The sequence below is a fragment of the Candidatus Manganitrophus morganii genome, from assembly GCA_021651055.1.
GTDB classification, from domain to species: domain Bacteria; phylum Nitrospirota; class Nitrospiria; order SBBL01; family Manganitrophaceae; genus Manganitrophus; species Manganitrophus morganii.
Window position 1 is genome coordinate 773,101 of the sequence record JAJHOH010000001.1, and the last position, 26,274, is coordinate 799,374.

Genomic DNA, 26,274 nt, shown 5'->3' on the forward strand with positions numbered 1-26,274 from the left:
ATTGGTATAATTACTTGCACAGTGCTATAATGCCATCATATCATGCGAGGGAAGTACCATGACCACGAAAGAAAAAGTGATCAACGCTGTTCGAGATCTTCCGGATGACGCTTCGATAGAAGATGTCATGGAACGTTTGTTGTTCTTGGCAAAGATTGAGAAGGGCATTCATCAGGCCGACGCCGGCGAGACGATTTCCAACGAGCAGTTGAAAGAAAAAATGGCGAAATGGCTGAAATAAGATGGACTCCCCAAGCCGCAGACGATTTGGAGTCAATCGTAAATTTTATCGCCAAAGACTCCCCCTACTACGCTCGGCTTTTTGCGATTGATGTTTCTGGTGCCGTCGATCGACTCTTGGATTTTCCTAATTCGGGGAGAACGGTCCCCGAGTTGAAGGACCCGACCATTCGAGAGATAATATTAGGCCATTACAGAATTGTGTACCGAATTAAAAGGGAGACCGTTCATGTGCTCACGGTACACCATGGGGCGAAATTCCTCGACCCCTCCAAATTGAAATAAGACAGAAAGAAATGAGAGAACAAGGCTTAAAAAGTAAATACCCTCTATGTGGCGGGCAAAAAAAACCGGGGAAGACGATCTATAGTGTGGACCTCGGTTTCGGCGTCATCGTCGTTCGAAATGTGCCGGCGACCCTGTGTGATCAATGCGGCGAGGAATGGATTAGCCCGGAGGTGGCCTCCCAATTAGAGCTTCTCGTCGAAGAAGCCCGCCGAAAGAAACTCCAAGTCGAAGTCGTCGCCTTATAAACGGTGGTTAAGGGGCCCTCCAGACCGTCTTTCCGTCCATATTAACGAGCGTCACAGCCGGATCACCCGCCAGGCTCAACATTGGACTCCCGTCATTTCCAAGCGCCAGCTTGGCGCGGGAGGCTCCGGCCTCATCGTGAAGCTCGATCAGCGCGCTCCCGTCGGCGTTCAGCATCAATAAGATACGGTCCTTCCCCTCTTTATCAAAAAGGGCGAAACCGGGCTCCCCCTTGGCCGAGACAAAGAGGGCGCCCCGAAGTTTGCCGGTTTCATCGACAAGATGGAAATCTTCCGCCGTAACGACCCGTTTCTCTTTCGACCCCTTCCGGGCAAACGCCTCCCCAACGTTGAAGATCCAAACCGACAACATCCCGCCGATCAGCCCGGCCGTCATCGCCGCGGCCAACCAAAGACCGACTCTTTTCATGGCCCCCCTCCTTAAACAATAAAAAAGGAGAAGGCTCTGAACGAACCTTCTCCCCTCTCATCGAGATGAAATTATTTCAGTCCGGAGTGCGTGCCGTCGCAGAACGGCTTGTTGGCGGAGTGCTTGCAGCCGCACCAGGCGACCTTTTTCTTCTGCTCGATCTTCACCTCAAGGGGGCTGAACTCCGTCCCTTTGTGAGAGCCGTCGCAGAACGGCTGGGCTTTCGATCTCCCGCAGCGGCACCAGTAATACGTCCCCGGCTCCATTTCCTGAACATAAGGCATGCGTTGCGCAATCGTCGGATCCGACATTCGTCACCTCCTCGCATCAATAAGCGAAATCAGATTATCCCCAAAAGAGGGCAATGTCAATTCGAATACGGATTGAACACGCACGCGCGTCGCATTCCTCGAAGCTTCTGCGAAGGTTAGACGCGCGAATACAAATAGAGTCTTTCCATCCTTTCGGGTCGAAGATTCCCCGCAGCTTGCTGCGGGGAGCTTCAATCAGGAATGCGAGTAGGAATGAAGTCCTCGAAAGAAAGCGTTCGGCTTTTTCATTCTTCATTCCTAATGGATCCTTCGGGAGAGCCGGGAAATTTCTCAGGCAAAAAAACCGTGAAGGTCGATCCTCTTCCGTATTCGCTTCGAACGTCGATCCGCCCATGCAGGATCGTCAGCGCATTTTTAACGATCGTCAGCCCCAAGCCGCTTCCTCCGACCTTTCTGGTCATCGAGCCGTCGATCTGCCGGAAGGGATCAAAGATGTAGGGGAGGTCTTCTTGTCTCATCCCCACGCCGGTGTCTTCGATTGAAAATTGAACGCCCCGCTTGACATTGGAAGCCGAAATGGCGATCGATCCCACTTCGGTAAATTTGATCGCGTTGCAAATAAGATTCAATATGACCTGCCGAACCTTCATCGGATCGGTCTGAACCGGAGCGAGCCCCTTCTCAAGGTTCCATCGAACGTCGATCTGCTTTCCATTCATCAGCCCTTTGAGATTTTCAAAAACGTCGGGCAAAAGGCGATTCAGGTCAACCGGCTCGATGACAAGCGGAACCTTCCCCGATTCCATCTTGGAGAGATCGAGGAGGTTGTTGATCAAATTCAGAAGCTCCGATGCGTTTCGCTGAATTCCCTCCATCGGCGGTTTTTGATGACCGTTCACCTCGCCATACGTTCCCTGCAGCAAAAGGGAGGCGTAACCAATGATGGCATTCAGCGGGGTCCGCAGTTCGTGAGAGACGTTGGAGACAAACTCCGATTTGATCCGGTTCGCCTCTTCCGCCTCCACTGTTTTCTGCCGCAGCACATCTTCCGCCCTTTTATGATCGTCGATATCGGTGCTGGTTCCCAGCCAGGCCATCGTCTGGTCGTGCTGATCTCGTTCAGGCAAGGCGCGAACCAGGTGCCATCGATAAGCCCCGTCGGCCCGCTTGAGGCGGCAATGGATCTCGAAAGGGATGCCGATCTTCAATGTCTCCCCCCATCGATCGAGATAATATTGAAGGTCCTCGGGGTGGATCACCTTTTTCCATCCCCACCCCTCGCTCTGCTCGAAGGAGAGACCGGCATATGAGAACCATTGCTGATTGAAAAAATCGATCATCCCGTTCGGACGGGCGATCCAGACGATTTGCGGGATCGCATTGGCGAGATTTCGGTAGCGCTCCTGCGAGAGTTTCTCCAGCTGCCCGAGCTGCTGCTTTAGCTTGGTCCCTTTCTTATAGAGATCGACCAGAGCCGACACTTTCGATTTTAACGTGTCCGGATCGAACGGCTTGATGATGTAATCGACCGCGCCGAGAGAGTAGCCCCGGGCGGCGTCGGTTTCGGTCTTGTTGACCGCGGTAATGAAAATAATCGGAACGTTGCGGGTCTTCGGCCGCTCGCGGATCATGGCGGCGGTCTCGAATCCGTTGAGGCCCGGCATAAATACATCCAGGAGGATCAAGCCGAAGTCGTCCTTCAAAAGAAGTTTAAGCGCCTCCATCCCGGTCGCGGCCTTCACGAGGGTGTATTCCGGAGAGTCGAGCACCGCTTCGAGCGCGATAAGATTCTCCGGATGGTCATCGACCAGCAATATATTCACTTTTCCTTCCCCCCTTTTATTCGGCATCTTTTCCTGATTGGAATCGGGCGATCGCCACACCGTCCGGAGATCGATCGAACGAAGCGCCCTTTCGGCCGCGCCAAACGCTTATCCTTTATCCGGGTGCGATTCAATCCGCGACTTCACAGGTTTGAACCGATCAAATGGAAATTCGGGAAGAAAAACTTTGAAGGTAGATCCCTTCCCAGGCTCGCTCTGGACCTCGATCGTTCCGTTGAGCGCCGTGACTGCATTTTTAACGATGGCCAGACCCAATCCGCTCCCGCCGGCCTTTCGGGTGGTGGAGCCGTCGATCTGTCGAAAGGGATCGAAAATATAAGGGAGGTCTTCAGGCCGCATTCCAATGCCGGTATCCTGAATCGTGAGAAGAATCCCCCCCTCTCTATTCGACAAGGTGGTGGTGATGACCCCCCGCTCCGTAAATTTGATGGCATTGGAAAGGAGGTTCAAAAAGATCTGTCGAATTTTCAGCGGGTCGGTCTGGATGACCCGGAGGTTTTCATCGACCATCAAGTTGATCTGAATTTCCTTGTCGTTCGTCAAGCTCCCGATATTATCAAAGAACCCCGGAACCACTTCCTTGAGGTCGATCTGTTTGAGGCTGAGGGGCATCTTCCCCGATTCGATTTTGGAGAGATCAAGAAGGTTGTTGACGAGATCGAGAAGGTCCGAGGCGTTTCGATGAATCCCTTTGACCCACCCGCTCTGCTCTTCCTTGATTCCGCTCTCCTCCGATAAAAGATCGGAATAGCCGAGGATCGCGTGGAGCGGCGTCCGCAGCTCATGGGAAACATTGGAAACGAATTCCGACTTGAGCCGGTTTCCCTCCTCCGCCTCCAGCGTCTTTTGCTTCAAGAACGCTTCCGCTTGTTTTTGATAATCGATATCGGTCGCCGTGCCGAGCCAGGCGATGATCACCCCATTTTCGGCCTCGGGAATCGCACGGAACAGATGCCACCGGAAGGTTCCATCGGCCTGCTTTAACCTGCATTCAACTTCCAGCCGCTCCCCCGCTTGGAGCGCCTCCCGCCACTGCTGCAGCAGGCGCGGGAGGTCTTCGGGATGGATCGCCCGCTTCCACTTCCACCCCTCGCACTGCTCCAAAGTCAAGCCGGTATAAAGATGCCACTGCTGATTGAAGTAATCGACGGCGCCGTCGCGACCGGCGGTCCAGATGATTTGGGGGACGGCATCGGCCAGGTGACGATAACGCTTCTGGCTCGCCCATTCCTGCTCCAGAAACCGCCGTTCATGCTCCCGCCGTTCGCTTTGACGAAGCAGCTCCCCCTGTCTTTTGATCTGCTCGCGGTTTCTGAACAGCTCGGCGAAAACCGCCACTTTGGACCGCAACACCATCGGCTCGAACGGCTTGAAGACGTAATCGACCGCCCCGACGGAGTAGCCTCTGAAGATGAACGGCTCATCTTTGCTGAAGGCGGTCAGAAAGATGATCGGAATATCGCGAAGCTTCGGGCGTTTTTTAATCAAAACGGCGGTCTCGAACCCGTCCAGGTCGGGCATGGCGACGTCGAGGAGGATGAGGGCGAACTCGTCCAGCAGAAGATGTTTCAATGCCTCCACCCCCGAGGCGGCTTTGATCAGACGGTAGAAAGGAGAATCGAGGATTGCTTCCAGCGCGACGAGGTTCTCCGGGTGGTCATCGACCAATAAGATGTTTACCTTTTCCATCGGTGTTCCTCACCCGGCTAAGCCGATTTTGATTGTTTCTTTCCCTCTTCTTTCCGATCCATCCAGACCCGGAGCAGGGAGAGAAGACGGTTATTATCGACCGGCTTGGTGATATAGTCGGAGACACCCGCTTCGATGCATTTCTCCCGATCCTCCTTCATCGCCTTGGCGGTCAGGGCGATAATCGGAAGCGATTTGTATTTCTCCATGTTTCGAATCATTCGGGTCGTTTCGTATCCGTCCAACTCCGGCATCATGATGTCCATCAAAACGAGATCGACGTCCCTGTTGTTTTTCAACAGTTCGATCCCTTCCTTGCCGTTCTCAGAAAAGAGCACCGTCACCCCCTGGCTTTCGAGAAGGCTGGTCACCGCGAAGATATTGCGGACATCATCGTCGACCACAAGAATCTTCTTTCCGTTCAGGCTTCCCGGGGGAATCTCGTCCGATTGGGCGTTTTCGTTCTCCGCGTCCTGGCCGTAGTCGCGTTCGACATCGGAACCGGCATACGACTCCGGCAGGTAGAGGGTGAAGGTGCTTCCCCGGCCGGGGGTGCTCTCCACGTGAATTTCCCCTCCCAACAGCCGCGCGATCTCCCGGCTGATCGTCAGCCCCAGACCGGTCCCGCCGTATTTCCGGCTGGTGGTCCCATCGGCCTGCTGGAAGGCTTCGAAGATCAGCTTTTGTTTGTTCTTGGGGATCCCGACGCCGGTGTCGGTCACCGAGAATGCAATGATGGAATTCGACCGTTTGAGGAGCTCGCTCTCAAAAACCACCTCCGGATCGGCAGGAGCGATACGGAGCAGGACATTTCCTTTTTCAGTGAATTTGAAAGCGTTCGACAAAAGGTTCTTCAAGATCTGCTGGAGGCGCTGCTCATCGGTCCGGATCGCGCTCGGCAAGGCCTCATCCCGGATGGTGTTAAAACCAAGCCCCTTCTGCTGCGCCATCTCCCGGAAGGTCCGCTCGACATAGTCCTGGACCTCCGGAAGGCGGATATCGCTCGGGGTCACCCCCATCTTCCCCGATTCGACCTTGGAGAGATCCAAGATCTCATTGATCAGGGTCAACAGGTCACATCCCGACGTATAGATGGTCTGCGCATACTCGACCTGCTTCGGAGTAAGGGTCGTGTCTTTGTTTTCCGAGAGGAGCTTGGCCAGCACCAGCAGGCTGTTGAGCGGGGTTCGAAGCTCGTGAGACATATTGGCGAGAAATTCCGACTTGTATTTCGAAATCAGGGAGAGCTGTTCCGCTTTTTCCTCCAGAGAGACCGACGCCAGCTCGACCTCCTTGTTCTTGACTTCGAGCAGCGACGCCTTCTCTTCCAGCTCTTTCGCCTGGGCCTCGAGCTCCGCGTTGGACTTCTGCAGCTCTTGGAGCAGCTCTTCCGTCCGCATGCTCGCCGAGATCATGTTCAGCACCACGCCGATGCTTGCCATCAGCTGATCGAGAAAGATCTGATGGTTCTGGCTGAACGGCTGGAAAGAGGCAAGCTCGATGACCGCTTTGACCTCTCCCTCGAAAAGGACCGGCAAGACGATGATGTTCAGCGGAGGGGCCTCCCCCAGACCGGAGTTGATCGTGATGTAGTCGGGCGGGACCTTCGTCAGAAGGATGCTCTTTTTCTCCAGCGCGCACTGTCCGATCAAGCTCTCTCCGAGGTGGAACCGTTGCGTGAGATTTTTCCGCTCCTTAAAGGCGTAGCTGCTGATCAGTTTAAAGATCGATTCGTTGTCCTGGTTCTCCGCAATGTAGAAGGCGCCGTGGTGCGCCGAGATCAGCGGGGTCAGCTCCGACATGATCAACCGGGAGATCGCCTTCAGATCTTTTTGACCCTGCATCATTCCGGAGAACTTGGCGAGGTTGGTTTTCAGCCAGTCCTGCTCCATGTTCTTCTGCGTCGTATCTTTCAGGTTCGCGATCATCTGGTTGATGTTGTTTTTGAGGGCAGAGACCTCTCCTTGCGCCTCGACCGTAATTGATCGGGTCAAATCTCCCTTCGTCACGGCGGTGGCGACCTCCGCGATGGCCCGCACCTGCGTGGTGAGGTTGCCGGCGAGCTGGTTCACGTTGTCGGTCAAGTCCTTCCAGGTCCCCGCGGCCCCCGGCACCTTCGCCTGGCCGCCGAGCTTCCCTTCGATTCCCACCTCCCGGGCGACGTCGGTCACCTGATCGGCGAAGATTCTCAATGTATCGGTCATGCTGTTGATCGTGTCGGCCAGCGCGGCGATCTCCCCTTTCGCTTCCACGACCAATTTCCGGGTCAGATCTCCGTTTGCGACCGCGGTCACGACCTTGACGATCCCGCGCACCTGCGTGGTCAGGTTGCTCGCCATGAAATTCACATTGTCGGTCAGATCTTTCCAGGTTCCGGAGACCCCTTTCACCTCCGCCTGGCCGCCGAGCTTTCCTTCGGTGCCCACCTCTTTCGCCACACGGGTCACCTCCGCGGAGAAGGAGTTGAGCTGGTCCACCATGACGTTGATCGTATTTTTAAGTTCGAGGATTTCCCCTTTCGCATCGACGGTGATCTTCTGAGACAAGTCTCCTTTCGCGACGGCCGTCGTCACCTTCGCGATGTTACGCACCTGAGAGGTGAGGTTGCCCGCGAGCTGGTTCACGTTGTCGGTGAGGTCCTTCCAGGTTCCAGCGACCCCTTTCACATCGGCCTGACCGCCGAGCTTCCCTTCGGTCCCCACCTCTTTCGCCACACGGGTCACCTCCGCCGCGAAGGAGTTGAGCTGGTCCACCATGGTGTTGATCGTGTTCTTCAGCTCCAGGATCTCCCCCTTCGCATCGACGGTGATCTTCTGAGACAAGTCTCCTTTCGCCACCGCGGTCGTCACCTTCGCAATATTACGCACCTGAGAGGTCAGGTTGCCCGCGAGCTGGTTCACGTTGTCGGTCAAGTCCTTCCACGTCCCGGAGACCCCTTTCACCTCCGCCTGGCCGCCGAGCTTTCCTTCGGTCCCCACCTCTTTCGCCACACGCGTCACCTCCGCGGCGAAGGAGCTGAGCTGATCCACCATGACGTTGATCGTATTTTTAAGTTCGAGGATTTCCCCTTTCGCATCGACGGTGATCTTCTGGGAGAGGTCCCCTTTCGCCACCGCGGTCGTCACCTTCGCGATGTTACGCACCTGAGAGGTCAGGTTGCCCGCGAGCTGGTTCACATTATCGGTCAAGTCTTTCCAAGTCCCGGAGACCCCTTTCACCTCCGCCTGACCGCCGAGTTTTCCTTCGGTGCCCACCTCTTTCGCGACCCGGGTCACCTCCGCGGCGAACGACCGAAGCTGATCCACCATGACGTTGATCGTATTTTTAAGTTCGAGGATTTCGCCCTTCGCATCGACGGTGATCTTCTGAGACAAGTCTCCTTTCGCCACCGCGGTCGTCACCTTCGCGATGTTACGCACCTGAGAGGTCAGGTTGCCCGCGAGCTGGTTCACATTATCGGTCAAGTCTTTCCAAGTCCCGGAGACCCCTTTCACCTCCGCCTGACCGCCGAGTTTTCCTTCGGTGCCCACCTCTTTCGCGACCCGGGTCACCTCCGCGGCGAACGATCGGAGCTGATCCACCATGACGTTGATCGTATTTTTAAGTTCGAGGATTTCCCCTTTCGCGTCGACTTCGATCTTCTGGGAGAGGTCCCCCTTCGCGACGGCCGTGGTGACCTTGGCGATATTACGCACCTGAGAGGTCAGGTTGCCCGCGAGCTGGTTCACATTGTCGGTGAGGCCCTTCCAGGTGCCGGAGACCCCCTTCACCTCCGCCTGGCCGCCGAGCTTCCCTTCGGTCCCCACCTCTTTGGCGACGCGCGTCACCTCCGCGGCGAAGGAGTTGAGCTGATCGACCATGACGTTGATTGTGTTCTTCAGCTCTAAGATCTCGCCTTTCGCATCAACGGTGATCTTCTGGGAGAGGTCCCCTTTCGCCACCGCCGTGGCCACCTGTGCGATGTTACGCACCTGAGAGGTCAGGTTGCTCGCCATGAAGTTCACATTCTCCGTCAGCCCCTTCCAGGTGCCGGAGACCCCCTTCACGTCGGCCTGGCCGCCGAGCTTCCCTTCGGTCCCCACCTCTTTCGCCACACGCGTCACCTCCGCGGAGAAGGAGTTGAGCTGATCCACCATGACGTTGATTGTGTTCTTCAGCTCCAAGATTTCGCCCTTCGCATCGACGGTGATCTTCTGGGAGAGGTCCCCTTTCGCCACCGCCGTGGCCACCTGTGCGATGTTACGCACCTGAGAGGTCAGGTTGCTCGCCATGAAGTTCACATTCTCCGTCAGCCCCTTCCAGGTGCCGGAGACCCCCTTCACCTCCGCTTGCCCGCCGAGTTTCCCTTCGGTCCCCACCTCTTTCGCCACACGCGTCACCTCAGAGGCGAACGAGCTGAGCTGGTCGACCATTTTATTGATCACGTCTTTAATCTGAAGAATCTCCCCTTTCACCGTCACCGTAATCTTCTGTCCCAGATCTCCGTTTGCAATCGAGGTCGCCACCTTGGAAACGTCCCGCAGCTGCACGGTCAGGTTGGCCGCCATCGCATTCACGTTGTCGGTCAAGTCTTTCCACGTTCCGGAGACCCCTCTCACCTCCGCCTGCCCACCGAGCTTCCCTTCGGTACCCACCTCTTTCGCGACCCGGGTCACCTCCGCGGCGAACGAGCTGAGCTGGTCGACCATGACGTTGATCGTGTTCTTCAGCTCCAAGATTTCGCCCTTCGCATCGACGGTGATCTTCTGGGAGAGGTCCCCTTTCGCCACCGCGGTCGTCACCTTCGCGATATTACGCACCTGAGAGGTCAGGTTTCCGGCGAGCTGGTTCACGTTGTCGGTGAGATCTTTCCAGGTACCCGAAACCCCCTTCACGTCCGCCTGCCCGCCGAGCTTCCCTTCGGTCCCCACCTCTTTCGCCACACGGGTCACCTCCGCGGCAAAGGAGTTGAGCTGGTCGACCATGACGTTGATCGTGTTCTTCAGCTCCAAGATCTCGCCTTTCGCATCGACGGTGATCTTCTGGGAGAGGTCCCCTTTCGCCACCGCGGTCGTCACCTTCGCGATATTACGCACCTGAGAGGTCAGGTTTCCGGCGAGCTGGTTCACGTTGTCGGTGAGATCTTTCCAGGTACCCGAAACCCCCTTCACGTCCGCCTGCCCGCCCAGCTTTCCTTCGGTCCCCACCTCTTTCGCGACCCGGGTCACCTCCGCGGCGAACGAGCTGAGCTGGTCGACCATGGTATTCACCGTCGTTCCGATTCGTAAGAACTCTCCTTTGACCGGTTTTCCCTCAATCTCCAGGACCATCTTCTGAGACAAATCACCGTGCGCCACCGCCGTGATGACCCGGCCGACCTCCGTGGTCGGTCGGACCAGATCCCCGATCAGTGTGTTCACCGAATCGATGCTGGTTGCCCAGGCGCCTGAGACGGTGCCGAGCGAAGCCCGTTCGGTCATTTTCCCTTCCTGGCCGACGATCGTTCCGACGCGGACAAATTCTTCCGCCATCCCCTCATTCAGGTCGACGACGTCATTGAACGCTCTTGCAATCTCGCCCATGATACCGTTCTTCACCACCGGCATCCGCACCGAGAAATCTCCCGCTTTTACTGCCTTGAGTGCCTCAAGGAGGGTGCCCAACATCGATTCACCGCCGCCCCCGGCCTGACTCCTGCCGTTCTTCGCAGAACCCGCTCGGTTTGTTTTTGCTTTCTGCTTCGATGCTGGCGTGCTCTTTGCCGTTTTTTCCATTGAACTGGTAGCCACAGCAAGCCCTCCTTGTTATTTTTTAAGGTAAGAAATCGCCCAGATTAAATTTTAGATGAATAGATATAAAAGAGATGTCTATCCCCGGATATAATATTGTCTTCATTTAAGACAGGGCATAAAAAACCCAATATGAAGACGATTATATAAAATTCAACTTGTAAGATACAAGGGGGTCGTTTTGTATTCATTCACACGATAAAATGGGGGCTTGATCCGTCCATTTTGATTGCTGTATAGTTATTTACCCCACCCAAACGAAAACCTGATTAAACCCGAAGCGAGGTCGTCTCATGGAATCTCAAAAGGAAGAACTTCATTTCGTCACGGTGGAAGGGCTGGTCGCCTATGGCGAGGCGATGACAAGGCGAACCCCGCCGGAAGGGGTTACCTTTCCGCCCCCCCTCCCCGCAACGGCGGATCGCGTCGGTCTCGCTCGAGAGGCGATCTCCAAAGTAAGGGCCTTTGTCGATCGGACACAAGAGAGATTTTCCGACGCCGAATCATACCGGACGGCGCGTCGGTCCCTGATCGAGGAGGGATGCGGCGGCGATCTCATTGTTTTCTTCGCCGCCTGGAATGCCGTTCTGGCCGAAGGAGGGCTCGCGCCGCTCTTGCGCGGGCCGATCGGTTCGGTTCAGAAACCGCTCGGACGCCGGCCGGTGGCGATCGTCCCGCGGACGCAGCTGACGCCGCAGCTGGCGGAGGGGCGAATCGTCCTCGATCTCGGCGATGACCGCTTCTGGCTCCTCCCGCGCAACCTGGCCGGCCGAAGCCTTTTGTTTACGATGCGGCATGGGGTTTCCCGGGTTGAAAGCAAAACCTATCGGGTCGGCTGCCGGCTGGCCAATACGCTGGAATCAGGAAAAGGAATCCCGAAAGCCGACGCGGTCGGCGCCGCCCTCGCCCGGATGGTGGGGGTGGTCGGCCAACAGCTCGACTTCCTTCACCTGGAAAATTACCTCGACCCGAAGAGTTTTAAACATTTAATCAGCAGCAGCCCGAATACCCGCCAACTCTTTGAGCGGGTCGCCGGAGCGTTGATCTCGAACGATCAGGATGTCCAACCCGCAACGGTCGACCCGGCGCTGGCGTCGCAAGATTTCGGCTGGGTGACCGGTCTGGAGAAAGCCGCCGAGGCGGAAGAGGCCGGCCGGGTGTTCGGGGTCGATGCAAAAACCGCCAAGCGGCTGATGAAAAACCCCCTCTACTGTTATCCCGGCGGAAATTCGTTTTTTGATCTTTATGTCGACGTCGTCGACGGCATCCATCGGATCGCCCGATCCCAGCAGGGGGGGGTTGCCTCGCTCTATACCCACAGCTCGACGCTGCGGGCGCTGATCACTTACCTCGATCCGAGGCCGTTTCACGAAGCCTTCTCGGAGTTCGGCGAATACAAGGAGGGGCAGGACAACGTCGTTCTTCTCGCGTATGAAAACGGACAGCTCTCCGGCTACTCCACCGCGGTCGGCCTCTCCGAACGGGAGCGGACGGCGCGCGAGGCCTGGATCAGCGTCGAGCGGGAACGGGCCGGCCGGGTCACCCTCCGGCCGAATCAACTCCGGCAGGTCGTCGCCCTGGTTTCCGGGGGAGATTTCGCCGGCGCCGGGGCGGCGCTCAAGGAGCTTCGCGCCTGCGGCGACCGTCTCGGGATCGCCGTTCACTTCGTCCGACACGGATTCTTAGGGTTGGCGAACAACTGGATCGAGCAATTCACCGAGCGGGAGATGCGCGGCATGGCCGGCGTAGCCAGCAGCCCGATCGGGAGCAGCCGGTTTGAAGATTTCAAGGATGAAGAGGTCCAAGGAGTCGTGATGCGGAACCTGGCCCCCTACCTCGAAAACGGCGCCCTCGTCGTCATGGGGGGAGACGGGAGTCTCCGGGGAGCCCGTGTTCTTTTTGAGAAGTTCGGCGTACAGGTCGTCGGCCTGCCGGGGACGATCGACGACAACCTTGCCGGCACGACCTCACTCGGCTTTCATTCGGCGGTCGCCCTGGCGAACCACTCGCTCGAATCGCTCAAGGCGACGAGCGCCGCGATGGGAAGCATCTTCTTCGTCGAGGTGATGGGGGCCGGGGCGGGCCATCTCGCGCTCGCCTGCGCTTATCAGGCCCGCGCCGAGGGGATCTTGGTGAACGAACATCCCGACCCGGACGCCTATATCGATCAGATCATCTTGGGAAACCTGAAGCGGTCGATGGGGGTGCCGAACAAGAGCCATCTCTTCATCGTCGCAGAGAAGACCCCGCACCGGCATCACCCGCTCGGCGGGGTCCATGGGCTCGTCGATTACATCGCCCAGACGATCGCGAAGTGGCCCTCCGCGCGGTCGGCGCAGGGGGACTATCGCTTAACGGTGGCGACGAAGGCGACCATCCTCGGCCACACCCTGCGGGGCGCCCCGCCGACGCCGATCGACCGGACGTTGGCGCAGCACTTTGCCTATGAAACGCTCCATCGTCTGGTGGAGCGGCCGGAGAGCGCGGTCGGATGCCTCCTCGCCTGCCGTGTGGAAGGAGCGGTCGAAGCGATCCCGCTCCACAGCATCACCCCCAAGCCGTTCGACTGGGAACTCTTTTCGAGAATGCACGGAAACATCAATACAATTAGGAATTAGGAATCTGGGAATGAGGAATTGGAAACTGTGTTTTTTTGACTTTGATTCCTCATTCCTAATTGAACCATTCCTAATTTTGTTTTTCTCAGTCCCCGATCGCCAGCAGCGGTCGCCCTTCTTTCCGCGCTTTTTGAGAGAGGGCCTTCAGCGCTTTTAGAAATTGAAGCACGCCGTTGCGCCCGCACGGTTTTCCCTCCGGCTCGGTCTCCAGGCCGATGTTTTCGGGGGGCTCCAATGACGGCGCCAGCCCTCCCTTCCGGTAAAGCTCTTCCAGGATCGAACGGAGGTCGTCCACTTCCCGCTCCAAGCGGGAGAGCCGCGTCCCTTCGAAGAAGGCATCTCCGTACGGATCGAGGTGGGTCAGACCGGTCGGCGCGATCCCGATTTGGATCGATACCCGCCGAAAGTAATCCCGCAACTCCGGCTCGAAGAGAAGCCCCTTTCCCGCGCGGGCCTTCTCCGGCGATTCCGCGACTGCAAAGGTAATCGCCACGCTACTTGACCGGGAAGGCGGTGATGACCCGGCCGGCCTCATCAATGACAACGCGCAATGTCTTCAACGGTTTTTTCTCCGGGCTGATGCCGATTTTTTTGTGGTAGGTGACTTCAAAAATAAATCCCCGGCGCCCCTCCGTGTTGGCCCGGATGCGGGCGTCGGGGCTCCTCAAAACAAAATCGATCCCTGCGCGGACATCAAAATCTTTTACAAAGCGGCTCTTTCCGGGAACGGTCGTTTTATATCCATGCCGAGCCAGGATGTGGTCAAAGAGGGTTTTGTTGGAAAGGGCATACCGGTCGGCCGCCCGCCGGGCCCGCTTTCTCAGCGCCGCCTCTTCTTCCAACGCTTGAGGAGATTTTTCTTTCGCCGGCGGCTTTTTGACCTTTTTGATCGCGGAGGCCGGCCGATCCGGCGCGTCCGATGGAGCGGGGCCGGAAACCGAATCGAGGAGAGCGGACGGTGGAGCCCCCTCTCTCCGAGAGAACTCTTCTCCGAAAAGAGCCAAGGACGGAAAAAGAAAGAGAAGGGTCAGAAGAAGCCCCCGCCAGGGGAGAGAAAAAAGAAGGGGTATGCATCGAAGGAAGATTTGCTTCACGAAGGGGGCTCTCTGAATAGAGGTCAAGCTTGACTGTTACACGGTATACCGAATGATCTCCTCCCTGTCAATGTCCGTCTGTTCTTGTCCTACGATTTTTCCAATTTTTTGAGATAATTCTCAATCCGCCGGGCGTTGGTGCCGACGTCGCTCCTCCCGACGCGGGAGACCGATCGGACGTCGATCCGGCTCCCCTGATCGGCCGGCGTGATCCGAATCACGACGTCGTCTTTGAACCCGAACCAGAAGGTCGTGTCGGTCGCCTCGATCCGCCCCTCTTCCCGGTTCGCATCGACGATCTGCCACCCCATCGACCGCGCCGCCGCGAGCGCCCGCTCGAACGCCTGGTCCGGGGAGACCGGGAGGACAATCGGGCCGAGCTCCGGGTAGCCGCTCTTTTGCTGCGCGGCGATCTCGGGACCGCCGTATTCGGCCGTATTGGGGGCCCCTTGGCGGACTTTGAGGATCGCGACGAATGCCGGCGGGTTTTCAGTGTCGGTGGTGATGTCGTGAATCGGCGGAACGCGCCGCGCCGTCATCATCCACTGCACCGGGATGGCGAAGATTGTGATCCCGATGGTAAAGCCGAGCAGGGCGAGGACGATCTGCCGCTGAGAGCCGCGGCGTCGCCAGAGGCCGATGAGGGCGATCAGCGAGACGATCGCCGCCGCGGCGCCCCCCATCGCCCCCCATTGGAGAAGGGCGAATCCCGTCCGGAAATGCCATCGCTCAAAGCGGGCCCCGAACCCCGCCCCGATCGCCATGAGGGCCGAGAGGATGGCGATGGAGAGACCGATCTGGGCGGCGAAGGCCCACCCGGTGGACCGGGGGGGTTCAACTTCTGTCGGCTCCATGTTCATCAGCTTACCATGACACCTTCATCAAAAGAGGGTGAGGGGTAGTGGGTCAGTTTGGTTGAGCGGTTCCTTTTTGGTCGTCATTCCCGCGAAAGCGGGAATCCAGTGCTCTTAAACCTCTGGATGCCCGCTTCCGCGAGCATGACAAAATTTAAACTGGCGCACTACCGGGTGAGGACATCGTATTCTCATACCCCCCTCCAAGTCAATCTCATCCGAATCAAACTGGCCGCCGATGCAAAAAAAAAGAGCCCCCGGTAAACCGGGGGCTCTCGACAGATCGTCATCTTGGTCGACGATCAAAAGCGATCCGATGATCGCGCGTCTACTTCATCACCCTGACAATGTCTCCCACTCTGAACCCAGTCCCTGATTTGATCTTGACCTCGGAGATGTTGTCCCCTTGATGGGAGGTCAAGACAGCCTCGCCGACCTGGCTCTCCCTTTTTCCGATGACCCTTCCCGTGTCGGGATCGACGAGATCTTTACCCGCCCGGTAGACGCCGAAAACGGTCCCGGATTGAAGCTTGCTCTTTGATCCGGCCCGGACGATCAACACGCCGCTTTCAACCTCGAGCACACGGCCTTGAAAGGGAATGCTGTTGAGTTTATCGATCATCTTCGTCATCGCCTTGGTCATGGCGTCCCGAAGCGCCCCCTCTCTCAAACCGGCGTCGGCGGACGATTTGGAGCCGAGACCGAACAGCCCTCCGGTCTTCTTGCTGTACTCTCCCATTCCCGAATCGGCCACAAGGCTCTTTCCGGTCGCGATGTCGACCAACGCATAGTCCACCTGGACGCGCGCCACCTGGGTTTTGCTTTTCGCGACCAGGATGTCGGAGCTCTCCTCCACCTCGGAGTAGGAGGTCACCGCCCCGGAGATTCTAAAGTCGATCGAATCAAAACCTTCGGCGGCGTTTTTCTTGCCGGATTTCACCGCGCCGGTCTGCTGCATCGCGATCAACTTCTCTTGATCCCGCATCTCCGCGTCGGTCAATGTGATCGGCTCAAGCCCCGACTTTTTCACGATCGTTCTCAAGATGTCGGTCGCGGCTTCCCCGACCCCCAGAACCTTGCTCGGCGTCTTGTTTTCAAACGTCATAATCGCGACGTTATACTGTGGGCCGCTATAGTTGAGTCCCGCCTCTTCAAGCTTGCCCGTCTGCCCGGTCAGACTCACATCATCCTTCACCGCGCCGGTGGTGGTCGGCGAACAGGAGGCTGAAATAAACGCAACCAAACCGGTTAAGACCAAGGAATATACTCCGAAACCCTTCGTGCTCATGTTATAACCTCCGTCATTGTTCAACTGTTGACTCAATCGTCTCCGATGCGCTTGTCCCTGATCTCCTATTTCTTTTCATCCATCAAATCCAAAAAACCGGCCGCCAACGTATAATCTTTCGGAATCTCGAAAAGGGGCGGGGGAGGCGTTGCGAGCTTCAAATTCTTCAGCTCCATCGTCTGCTTGAACTCCTGATCCTCGAACTCCGATTTGACGATGAAATCTTTGATCTCCTTCGGCTCCCAGATATACCCTTGAAATGTCTTTCCGTCCGACGCCGTCACATCGACCTGATACTTATCGCACTTCCGCCCATCGACCACCTCTTCCCCCACCTTCTTCTTGGTGATCTTCGGCTCTTTGGCCCCCTTTTCGCTTTCGACGACCTCGTGCTCCATGTATTTTTTCAGGTCGGGATAAAGCGTATAATTCTTTTTGCTCTTGCCCCGCGAAATCGACGCCGTTTTGAAAAATCCGGCCGGCGCTCCTTTCGCTTCATTTTTCATCGCCTCGGTCATGTCGATGTCGGTGCGAAAGTTCTCACCCCCTTTCGCCAATTTTCCGACCATCACCATCTGGCGGTTGTCTTTCTTCATGAAAGAGGTCATCACGAGATCGGAGGTAAAATCCCTCTGGCCAAGCTTCATATAGCTGAAAAAGGGATTTCCGGCGGTCGGCGGCGGCGGAGCGACTGCCGCAGCAACGCGCGGAAGAGCCACCGGAGCGGCCTCCCCCGATCCCCGGCCGGCGGGAAAGTTCCCGAATATTTTATTGAGCATCGCCTCCGTCTCGGCCTTGAGGTAGCCTCCCGTCGCCTTCTCCAGCAGCTTTCCCCCCACCGCCATCATGAAGGAAGCGTCCGCCGCCTCGCCGGCCTTCTCCCACTCCTCCAACCGGGGGATTTCGGAGATTCCCGGCACCGATTTCAATCCGCCGATCCCGTCGTCCCGGGAAGAGGCCATCGATCCGAGGCTTCCCGACTCGTTGCGGATCCCCCGTCCCCCCGCCCAGACGACCTTTCCGGTTTTTGTGTCGACGAGCCGAAACCCGGCCCGGACCCTTTTCTCATTATAGACGCCGGTCGTAATGTCATCGAAATTCAAGAGATAGCCGTAAAGCACCGCGTCGACGCCGAGGGCGGCGCCGAGCTTCTGCGGCGTCGTCAGCTCCAGCTGGGAGCCGAGCGTCAGCCCCATTTGATCCTTGAGGATTTGATCGACCTCGTTCAACGGCTTGCTGGCGTAATGCCATTTTTGGATCCGCTTCTCGGCCAGCTCTCTGACGACGCGGGGGCCCTCCACATCATTGGTGGCGTTATACATCGGCAAGACCGCCACCGTGCGGATCGGGTTCGAGGGATTCGGGGAGATGGTATGGACCGGAATCGAGCAGGAGATCAGGAGAAAACAAAAGACGATCAAAAAAGAGAGGTTATTTTTTTTCATTTTTCTATCCCTCGATTGCGCTAATTATTCAGCCCCGGCCATTTGAGATGAATCTGCTCGATCAACCGATCGGCCAGCTCGGTCCCCGCTTTGCTTAATGCCTCCATTCCGCCGGTCACATCCGAGACATGTCGAGAGACACCGTGTCCCTTTGCAGAGGCAAGCACTTTTCCGTTATCGACACGGATCGCCGTCGCCGTCACATCGGCCAGATACGAGCCGACGGCGCTTCCGGGGGTTCTCGGCCCTTCCTTCGCCAGCGCTTTTCCCTTGATCACGATTTCCGCGTTGACCTTTTTCGCAATTTCTCTCGCCCCTTTGTCGGTCAGGTCAGCGACGCGGTAAGCGTTCGATATTTCAAACGTTCCGGTCGTCGCGGAGATATCGACGACTTCGAACCCGTTGTTCAGAAAACTCTCCTTCAGCGTCGTCTCCGCCGCCGACATATCGACGGTCTCACCCATAAATTCGCTCTGGCCCCACCACCAGAAGACGAAATGTTTCTGGCCGATATTCTGCTCCGCGATCATGAACAAAATCCGCGGCTTTCCGGTGCCCCCTTCATCAACAACTTGATCTTGAGCGAAGGCGTCGGACGGGGCAAAAAAGAGCGTCCCGATTAAAACCAAACTTTTTATGAAGTCCAGAATCGACCTTCTGAAACCGATTTTTAATGGGCTCATCACCTCTCCAATATTGAAGAATCCCCCATGGCAATATACCTAAGCACTTTTGGAGGTCCCATTCTATAGAATAGGAAAACGCGAGTCAAGCAAAAGGAATTGCATCGTCAACGAATCCAACGCAGATACACTCTGACGCAATCCCCTGATGGAATGTGTCATGCTATCACCTCAACCCTGCGAATTCAAGCAAACAATTCCGGGAAAAACCGGTCGCCAGACAAGGGATCGAAGGAAGAACCCTCACCACAGAACGCTTGATCGCTCCTGTCGATACTTGTATCCTTTTAGGAATGAAGCCCACCGGTTCACAATCGCCCTCCTTTCTCAAAGTGACGAACAAGCGCTGCTTCTTCGTTTTCTTTTTAACGGCCGCCGTCTTCATTCTCATCTCCTGCGCCTCCCCGCCGAAAGGTCTCTTTCCTCCTCTGCCGGGAGAGCCGACCAAACCGGTTTACGTCGTGAACAACGGCTGGCATGCGAGCTTCGTCGTCAAGAAAGAAGATATCCCGGTGGAGGTTTGGCCGGAGAGCAACGACTTCCCTGAGGCCGCTTATCTCGAAGTCGGCTGGGGGGACAAAGATTACTACATGGCTCCCGGCTTCAACCTCTGGTACGCCTTCAAGGCGCTCTTCTGGCCGACGGCGAGTGTCCTCCACATCGTCGGGTTTAGTGAGCCGATGGAGCGCTTCTTTCCGGAGAGCGAGATCATCGAGATCCCCCTCTCGCTCTTAGGTTTTGAGCGGCTTTGCAAAACGGTCCATGACAGCTACCGGCACAAGAAGGGTCAGCCGATCGTCGCCGGACCGGGACTTTACGGGGAGAGCCGCTTTTATCTCTCCGACGAAAAGTACCACCTCTTCAAAACCAGCAACATCTGGACGGCGAAGGCCCTCCGATCCGCCGGCGTCCCGGTCCGCCCTCTTTTCTCGATCACCGCCGGCGGCGCGGCCAGGCAGGCGCGACGGTTCGAACGGCCTCCGACGGCGGTCCCTTCTACGACCCCAGAAGAAAATCGAAATCGGCTTTCGAGATAGAGAAACCCTTTCCGGCCTGGGCCGTTTCTCCCATGACCGCTTGGTAGAGGGCGCGCTTCTTCTCTTTGAGCGCCATCATCTTCTCCTCGATCGTATGCCGCATCAAGATGCGGGTGATCGAGACCTTCTTCTCCTGTCCGATCCGGTGGGCACGATCGGAGGCCTGGTCTTCGACGGCCGGGTTCCACCAGGGATCGAGATGGAAGACGTAAGAGGCCTTCGTCAAATTAAGCCCCTGCCCCCCCGCCTTGAGGCTGAGGAGAAAAACGGAGGCCCCTTCCCCCTTCTGAAACCCTTCCACCAGCGCCTTCCGCTTACCGACGGCAGTGCTCCCGTCGAGCCGCGCGTACGGAATCGCCTCGCGGCGGAGCGCCTCCTCCACCAGATCGAGGAAAGAGGTGAACTGCGAGAAGACGAGGGCGCTGTGGCCGGCTTCGAGCAACTCGTTGAGGCGGCCGATCAAAAACTCGATCTTCGGAAAGCGCCCTTCAAGCGTCGGGGCCAGAAGCCGGGGAGAGACGCAGATCTGGCGCAACTTCAGCAAGGCGGTGAGGGCGATAATTTTCGCCTGCGCCTCGGTCTTGCTCCGGTAGGCGTCGTCGATCGCCGATCGGATCTGCGCGACGGTCGCCTGGTAGAGGCGCTTCTGAGGGACGGTCAATTCCAAGTAGACGTCGATCTCGGTTTTGGGGGGAAGCTCTTTCAGGATCTCCTCCTTCGTCCGCCGGAGGACGAACGGCCGGGTCCGGCGCAGCAGCAGATCCAAGGAGGGCGACCCCTCCTGCTTGGTCTCCGCCCTGAAATCGTCGTATTCCCCCAAGAGGCCGGGAAGGGCCAGATCGAGGATCGAATAATATTCTCCGAGATGATTCTCAAGCGGGGTGCCGGTCATCACCACCTTGAACGCCCCTGTCAATCGCCGGACCGCGCCGGTGGTGTCGGCATGAATGTTCTTCACCGCCTGAGCCTCGTCGAAAAAGATGACGTGGAAAGGGATCTTCCTCAACATCTCGATCTCCCTTCGGACCAAGGCGTAGGTGATGAGGACGATATCGGCGCCGTCGAACGCCGCGCTCCGCGCCGCGCCGGTATAAGAATGGATCTTCAGGTCGGGGTAGAACCGTGCGACCTCGTTCTCCCAGTTGAAGAGGAGGCTCGGCGGGACAACTACCAGATGCGGGCCTCCGGGCAGATGCGGGTCTCCGGGGGACGTCCCCTTTGCCAGGGCATCGATCTTTCCCTCCCGAATCCCCGCCAGGAGGCTGATCGCCTGGAGGGTCTTCCCCAATCCCATGTCGTCGGCAAGGCAGGCGCCGAAACGGTTCCGGTAGAGAAAGGCGAGCCAGTGATACCCGTCCTTTTGATAGGGCCGCAGTGTCGCCGCCAGCCGCTCCGGGAGTGGGGTCTCCTCGATCCGCTCGAATCGGGTCAACCGCGCGATCAATGCTTCGTCCGCTTCGGAGAGGGCGACCTTCACCCCCGCTCTTCGGAGCGCGATCCAGTCGAGAATCTGAAGCCTCGGGACACGGATGATCTCCTTTCTCCCCCGCTTCCCCGGCCGGTAAATGGCGGCCAGGCACTCCAATATTTCCCGCGAATTCGAATCGAGGATCTGGACGACCCCTTCTTTCTCCACCACCCCGCGCCGATCGAGCGCCTTCCGCCAAACCGTCTCGTCGATCAGGGATCCGTCGCATCGGATCTCCGGCTTGATCTCGAACCAGTCGATTCCGGAGGCGCGGCGGGCGTCGAACGAAAACTCCCACCGCGACGCCTCGACCCCCTTTTTGTCGTAAAAAAGAGCGATCCCCGCCTCCTTGAACCGGGCGTAAAGTTCGGAAAGACCGGCGTGCAGCGCAAGGGGGGGGAGCGACATCTCGTTCGGGGCGGCCATCCCCCTGAACACCTCCGGACCGAACAGATCGTACGGAATCCGATAGAGAAGGGCCTCTTTCGATTTGTCGACCGGGACGATGCGCCACCTCCCATCATAAAACCGCAGGCGAACCTCGGGCCGCAAGTAAAGGGATAAGAAGTACCGCAGGATTTCCTTCGCTTCCGATTTAATCGCATGCTTTTTAAAATCGTTCCCCGCCAGCGATTCACGGAGAAGTTTTTCCGCTTCTTCTTTCGTCCGGATCGGGAGGAGCTTGAAAAAAAGATCGTAGAGAACCGTCTTTCTCTTTTGCGCCCGGAGCGATTGGGAAATTTCGCGCCCCTGCTCCAAGACGGTGAAAAACTCGAAGAGGGGAATCGTCGTCGCCTCCCCGGGGGCCGCCCTATTTCTTAGGCCGCTGGCGGCCGCTTTATTACCCAGGCCATTCGATTCCCCCAGACGGCATTCCGCGCGGAGGATCAGACGGTCGTCGCCCCCTCCTTTCGGATCGATCATCATTGCGTAGGCATGTTTCGCGGGGAGAGGAGAAACCACCTCGCCGTCGATCTTCAGGAGAAGATGGCCTAAGATCTTTTCACGGTCCGAATCGGCGATGTTGATTTGGGCCGACGCGAAGAGGGGATGGGAAACCTCGAAAGAGACGCCGGTCTCCTCGTCGTCGAATACTTCATCGGCGCTCCAAACCGAGTCGGCGCGATCGAAGCGCTTGCGCAGGGTTTTAAAAACCTCCCAGCCATCGACGTAAGGGAGAGGCACGAGCCGCTTCTCTTTGAGATCGATCACCAAGCCCCCGAACCGGGCGAATGGGACCACCTCCTCCCGTTCTCGGAAACAGACAGCCCGGATCGTCACCCCCTTCTCCGTGGCCTCTATCTCCGTTTTCCCCCGATAATCGGTCGAGGGGCTCCACGCAACCCGCTCCTCCCCTTTTCCCGTCCGGAAGAGGATCGGATGGCGGTTTCCTTCTTTCTTCAAGTATCCCTCGAACTGTTCCATCAGGAAAGGGGAAACATAACCGTTGTAATGCGAAACGAACCGCGCCAGCTCCGCCGGCATCCCCCACGGAGAGAGAAGACGGCTTCCGTTTTTCCGAATGGAAAGGGTCGGGTAGCCCTTTTCTTTTCCGATCACGATCTCGTAGACGGCTTTTCTCTTTGAACCCGAAGGCGAAGCCTCTTCCCGAACGTTCAGCAGCGCCTCCCTCAGCGGCGCGAGATGTCCCTCCTGCTCCCCCGGAAGCTTAAAGAGATCGTTCGAAAGAAGATGGAGGGTCGTCATCAAAGCGCAGACGACATGTTTGCAGTTCGACGCGGCCGTCCAGGCGGGGCAGTCGCAGGAAAAGCGCAACGCCCCTTGCTCTACGGAGAAGAGGACGGCGTAGCGCCGCGTCCCCTGGACGAAAGCGGCCAGGACGGAAGCCGTCCTGTTCCACCGGTATCCCATCAGCCGCTTTTGGTGATGATATTGATACCCAGACCTGACAAAACGCTCCGGGGCGACAAAATAGACCTCGTTCGGAGGAAAGGACCTCAACGCCTGAATGGTTTCATTCTCTTCGAGAAACATGGCAAAAATTTTCCTGATGATGTGAGACGGCGCCGATCCGATTTAAGACGTCGGGCCGATCCGCCCCGATATCCTAAAGAAGCCGTCAGGAAGAAGTCAACGCGATTTTAAGTCCGGCACGGATCCCGCTACAGTTGCCGGAACTTCTTGATTCCAGGTCAAAAGGCTGTTAAATTTACCCCCATGGCCAAACCGCCCCGACAGAAAGGACCCAAATCAGCCGCCGCGATGAGGGCGTCGCTGCGCCCCGTTCAGGCCGGCGTCGATTATTTGGAGGATATTTTCCGGGATGTCCTGCTGGAGCAGGGGGGGGAGTCGCTTGTCGGCTGGGTCGATCAATTCCGGGGAATCTGCCGGACGCTGCGCGACCGCTACGATCCGAAGCTGGAAAAGAAGCTCCTCCGGATGATCGACCGGCTCGACCTCGCCACCTGCACGCAGGTGGTCTCCGCCTTCGATCTGTCGTTCAATCTTCTCAACGTGGCGGAAGAAAACCATGCCATGCAGGCGCGGCGCCACGAGGAGCGGAGGGGAGGCTTTGTCGAGGGGGCCCTCCCGCACTACTTCTCCGAGCGGACCCGCCCGACGCTCGCCAAACAACTGGCCCGGCTGGGTGAAATCGAGATCATGCCGGTGATGACCGCTCACCCGACCGAAGCAAAACGGCAGACGATCCTGGAGAAATACCGGGCGATCTATCTTCTGATCTTCCGGCTGGAGAATCCGATCTGGACCCCGCGGGAGCGGCGGGCGATCGAGCGGGAGATCTACAACATGGTCACCCTCCTCTGGCAGACGGGAGACCTCCATCTGGAGCGGCCGACCGTCCGGGAGGAAGCTCAGAACATCCTCTTCTACTTCAAAGAGACCTTTTATGACGTCATCCCCCGCCTCTATGGGGAGCTTCGGGACCACTTCCGAAAAAAAGGGATTCCGGTCGACTCCCCCCTCCCCCCTTTCCTCCGATTCGGCTCGTGGGTCGGCGGCGACCGCGACGGAAATCCCTTCGTCAAAGCGGAAGACACGGAGTGGACGGTCCTCACCCACAAGGACCTGATTTTCCGGCTCTACCATGATTCGCTCAACCAATTGGTCGTTAATCTCAGCCCTTCGCGGCATCTGGTCGGGGTCTCCGACAGGCTGCTCGGGTCGATCGAAGCCGATGCGCTCCTCTTTCCCGAAGCGGTGAAGCGGATCCGGGCGCGGAATCCACACGAGCCCTACCGCCAGAAGCTCGGCTTTATGAAGCTGAAGCTGGAAGCGACCCAGCAAGAGCTCGACCGGCGCCTCCGCGAAGAGATCGACGACGATGCCCCGCCGGCGCGCGGCTATCGAAACGCCGACGAATTCGCGGCCGACCTGGAGGTCATGCGCGAGAGCCTGACCCGCCACCGCGGCGCCCGGCCCGCCGAAATGGAGATCGATGCCATGCTCTCCTGCGTCCGGGTCTTCGGCTTCCACCTCGCCCGTCTCGACATCCGCCAGGACGCCGCGCGCCACCGCGAAACGCTCGCCGAGATCTTCAACCGGGTCAAGCTCTATCCCGGCTTCCTCTCCGGAGACGAGGAAAAAAAGGTCGAAGTCCTCACGCGCGAGCTGATGACGATGCGCCCCCTCCTCTCTCCGCACTGGACATTGTCGCCCGAAAACCAGGAGGTCATCGACACCTTCGCGGCGATGAAGAAAATCATCGGAGCGCTCGGTCCGGACGCCGTCGGCAGCTACATCATCAGCATGGCCTCCGGGATGAGCGATATCCTTGCCGTCCTCCTCCTGGCGAAAGAGACCGGTCTCTGCGGCCCCACCCCCGACGGCGGCTTCCGGAGCGAGATCGACATCGCCCCCCTCTTCGAGACGACGGAAGACCTGCGCACCGCCCCGGCGGTCCTCCAGGGGCTCTTGCAGAATCCCGCCTATCGGTTGCAGCTCGAGGCCCGCGGACGGCAGCAGGAGATCATGCTCGGCTATTCCGACAGCAGCAAAGATTCCGGCATCCTCACGTCGAGCTGGGCGCTCTATAAAAGCCAGATCCACCTCTGGGAGGTCGCCCGGAAAGAAGGGATCGCGCTGACCCTTTTTCACGGCCGCGGCGGAACGGTCGGCCGCGGCGGGGGCCCCACCCATCGGGCCATTCTGGCGCAGCCGCCGCACACCGTCGAAGGCCGGATCAAGATTACGGAGCAGGGAGAGGTCATCTCCTCGAAGTACGCCAACCAGGGGACGGCGTCGCATCAACTGGAGCTGCTGATTACCGGCGTCCTGAAGGCGACCTTCGGCCCGACCCCTTCTCATATCGATGCCGAGCGGATGGCCCGCTTCCAGGGGGCGTTAGAAGAACTTTCTCAGGCCGCCTACCGGCGCTATCGCGATCTGGTCGGGCATCCCGATCTCTACCGGTATTTTCAGGAATCGACGCCGATCTCCGAGATCGGCTTTTTAAAGATGGGCTCCCGCCCCGCTTTCCGCTCCCAGGCCAAGTCGATGAAAGATCTCCGGGCGATCCCATGGATCTTCTCTTGGACGCAGAGCCGGCAGATGATCGGCGCCTGGTATCCGCTCGGATCAGCCTTCAAGGCCTTCGTCGATCGCGATCCCGCCCTCCACGGCCCGCTCCTCTCCGAGATGTACCGAAGTTGGCCCTTTTTCAACAATCTGATCGACAACATTCAGATGACGCTGGCGAAAGCCGATATGCACATCGCCCAGCACTATGCCGAGCTCGTCTCCGACCCGCAATTGCGAAAGGCCATCTTCGGACAGGTCCGGAAAGAGTACGACCTGACGGTAGAGACGATCAAGCAGATCACCGGACAAACCGACATCCTCGACAACGACCCCTCCCTTCAACGCTCGATCCGCCTCCGAACCCCCTTCCTCGACCCGATCAACTACATTCAGGTCAACCTGATCGAGAAGCTCCGCACGCAAAAGCTCGGAAAGAAAGAGCGCGAAGAGCTGATCCACGCCATCCTGCTGACGATCAATTGTATTGCGACGGGGATGAGAAATACGGGATAAG

18 protein-coding genes are annotated in these 26,274 nt (G+C 57.9%); 6 read left to right on the forward strand and 12 right to left on the reverse strand.

Going from position 1 to position 26,274, the window contains the following annotated elements; translation table 11 throughout:
• The first annotated feature begins 58 nt into the window (after positions 1 to 58).
• The 3 genes from MCM46_03495 to MCM46_03505 all read left to right on the forward strand — a co-directional run bounded on the left by MCM46_03495 (position 59) and on the right by MCM46_03505 (position 773).
• Entirely contained in the window at positions 59 to 241 is a 183-nt protein-coding gene (locus MCM46_03495) for a hypothetical protein (GenBank protein ID MCG3110870.1), read from the forward strand.
• Positions 229 to 525, forward strand: a complete 297-nt coding sequence (locus tag MCM46_03500; GenBank protein MCG3110871.1) for a type II toxin-antitoxin system RelE/ParE family toxin — start codon at positions 229 to 231, stop codon at positions 523 to 525. The genes MCM46_03495 and MCM46_03500 overlap by 13 nt, the downstream gene beginning before the upstream one ends.
• A gap of 86 nt (positions 526 to 611) precedes the next feature.
• A complete protein-coding gene (locus tag MCM46_03505) occupies positions 612 to 773 on the forward strand; it encodes a type II toxin-antitoxin system MqsA family antitoxin (protein MCG3110872.1) in 162 nt (53 codons plus the stop codon).
• 7 nt (positions 774 to 780) lie between these two features.
• Here MCM46_03505 and MCM46_03510 read toward each other — a convergent pair whose 3' ends face one another.
• From MCM46_03510 to MCM46_03530, 5 genes are all read right to left on the reverse strand, one after another.
• The gene (locus tag MCM46_03510; protein ID MCG3110873.1) at positions 781 to 1,200 is read right to left on the reverse strand and encodes a hypothetical protein; all 420 of its coding nucleotides are present in this window, start codon (positions 1,198 to 1,200) and stop codon (positions 781 to 783) included.
• A gap of 71 nt (positions 1,201 to 1,271) precedes the next feature.
• Positions 1,272 to 1,511 carry a CDGSH iron-sulfur domain-containing protein gene (locus MCM46_03515; protein ID MCG3110874.1) on the reverse strand — a complete coding sequence of 80 codons (240 nt, stop codon included), beginning with the start codon at positions 1,509 to 1,511 and terminating at the stop codon, positions 1,272 to 1,274.
• 245 nt (positions 1,512 to 1,756) lie between these two features.
• A complete protein-coding gene (locus MCM46_03520; GenBank protein MCG3110875.1) occupies positions 1,757 to 3,322 on the reverse strand; it encodes a response regulator in 1,566 nt (521 codons plus the stop codon).
• 81 nt (positions 3,323 to 3,403) lie between these two features.
• Positions 3,404 to 5,005, reverse strand: a complete 1,602-nt coding sequence (locus MCM46_03525) for an ATP-binding protein (protein ID MCG3110876.1) — start codon at positions 5,003 to 5,005, stop codon at positions 3,404 to 3,406.
• Positions 5,006 to 5,022: 17 nt separating this feature from the next.
• Positions 5,023 to 10,773 (reverse strand): HAMP domain-containing protein, encoded by a 5,751-nt coding sequence (locus tag MCM46_03530; protein ID MCG3110877.1) that lies wholly within the window; start codon positions 10,771 to 10,773, stop codon positions 5,023 to 5,025.
• A gap of 293 nt (positions 10,774 to 11,066) precedes the next feature.
• Between MCM46_03530 and MCM46_03535 the strand changes: the two genes are divergently transcribed.
• Positions 11,067 to 13,391: a 6-phosphofructokinase gene (locus MCM46_03535; protein ID MCG3110878.1), complete on the forward strand. Its 2,325-nt coding sequence runs from the start codon at positions 11,067 to 11,069 to the stop codon at positions 13,389 to 13,391.
• Positions 13,392 to 13,476: 85 nt separating this feature from the next.
• Here the strand turns inward: MCM46_03535 and MCM46_03540 are convergent, their stop codons facing one another.
• The 6 genes from MCM46_03540 to MCM46_03565 form a co-directional block, all read right to left on the reverse strand.
• Entirely contained in the window at positions 13,477 to 13,884 is a 408-nt protein-coding gene (locus MCM46_03540; protein ID MCG3110879.1) for a hypothetical protein, read from the reverse strand.
• 1 nt (position 13,885) lies between these two features.
• Positions 13,886 to 14,485, reverse strand: coding sequence for a hypothetical protein (locus MCM46_03545; protein ID MCG3110880.1), 600 nt, complete (start codon positions 14,483 to 14,485; stop codon positions 13,886 to 13,888).
• A gap of 89 nt (positions 14,486 to 14,574) precedes the next feature.
• A complete protein-coding gene (locus MCM46_03550) occupies positions 14,575 to 15,339 on the reverse strand; it encodes a DUF1499 domain-containing protein (protein ID MCG3110881.1) in 765 nt (254 codons plus the stop codon).
• A 328-nt stretch (positions 15,340 to 15,667) separates the two neighbouring features.
• The gene (locus MCM46_03555; GenBank protein MCG3110882.1) at positions 15,668 to 16,627 is read right to left on the reverse strand and encodes a hypothetical protein; all 960 of its coding nucleotides are present in this window, start codon (positions 16,625 to 16,627) and stop codon (positions 15,668 to 15,670) included.
• A 65-nt stretch (positions 16,628 to 16,692) separates the two neighbouring features.
• A complete protein-coding gene (locus MCM46_03560) occupies positions 16,693 to 18,072 on the reverse strand; it encodes a DUF799 family lipoprotein (protein MCG3110883.1) in 1,380 nt (459 codons plus the stop codon).
• A 20-nt stretch (positions 18,073 to 18,092) separates the two neighbouring features.
• Positions 18,093 to 18,755 carry a hypothetical protein gene (locus MCM46_03565; GenBank protein ID MCG3110884.1) on the reverse strand — a complete coding sequence of 221 codons (663 nt, stop codon included), beginning with the start codon at positions 18,753 to 18,755 and terminating at the stop codon, positions 18,093 to 18,095.
• Between the two features lie 293 nt (positions 18,756 to 19,048).
• Between MCM46_03565 and MCM46_03570 the strand changes: the two genes are divergently transcribed.
• Complete coding sequence (locus MCM46_03570) at positions 19,049 to 19,792, forward strand: DUF2459 domain-containing protein (protein MCG3110885.1); 744 nt, start codon at positions 19,049 to 19,051, stop codon at positions 19,790 to 19,792.
• Here the strand turns inward: MCM46_03570 and MCM46_03575 are convergent.
• A complete protein-coding gene (locus MCM46_03575) occupies positions 19,752 to 23,255 on the reverse strand; it encodes a DEAD/DEAH box helicase (GenBank protein MCG3110886.1) in 3,504 nt (1,167 codons plus the stop codon). The two genes, MCM46_03570 and MCM46_03575, sit on opposite strands and share 41 nt — an antisense overlap.
• 183 nt (positions 23,256 to 23,438) lie before the next feature.
• On the opposite strand from MCM46_03575, the gene ppc reads away from it, so the two are divergent.
• Positions 23,439 to 26,273 carry a phosphoenolpyruvate carboxylase gene (ppc, locus tag MCM46_03580; GenBank protein ID MCG3110887.1) on the forward strand — a complete coding sequence of 945 codons (2,835 nt, stop codon included), beginning with the start codon at positions 23,439 to 23,441 and terminating at the stop codon, positions 26,271 to 26,273.
• The last annotated feature ends 1 nt before the right edge of the window (position 26,274 follow it).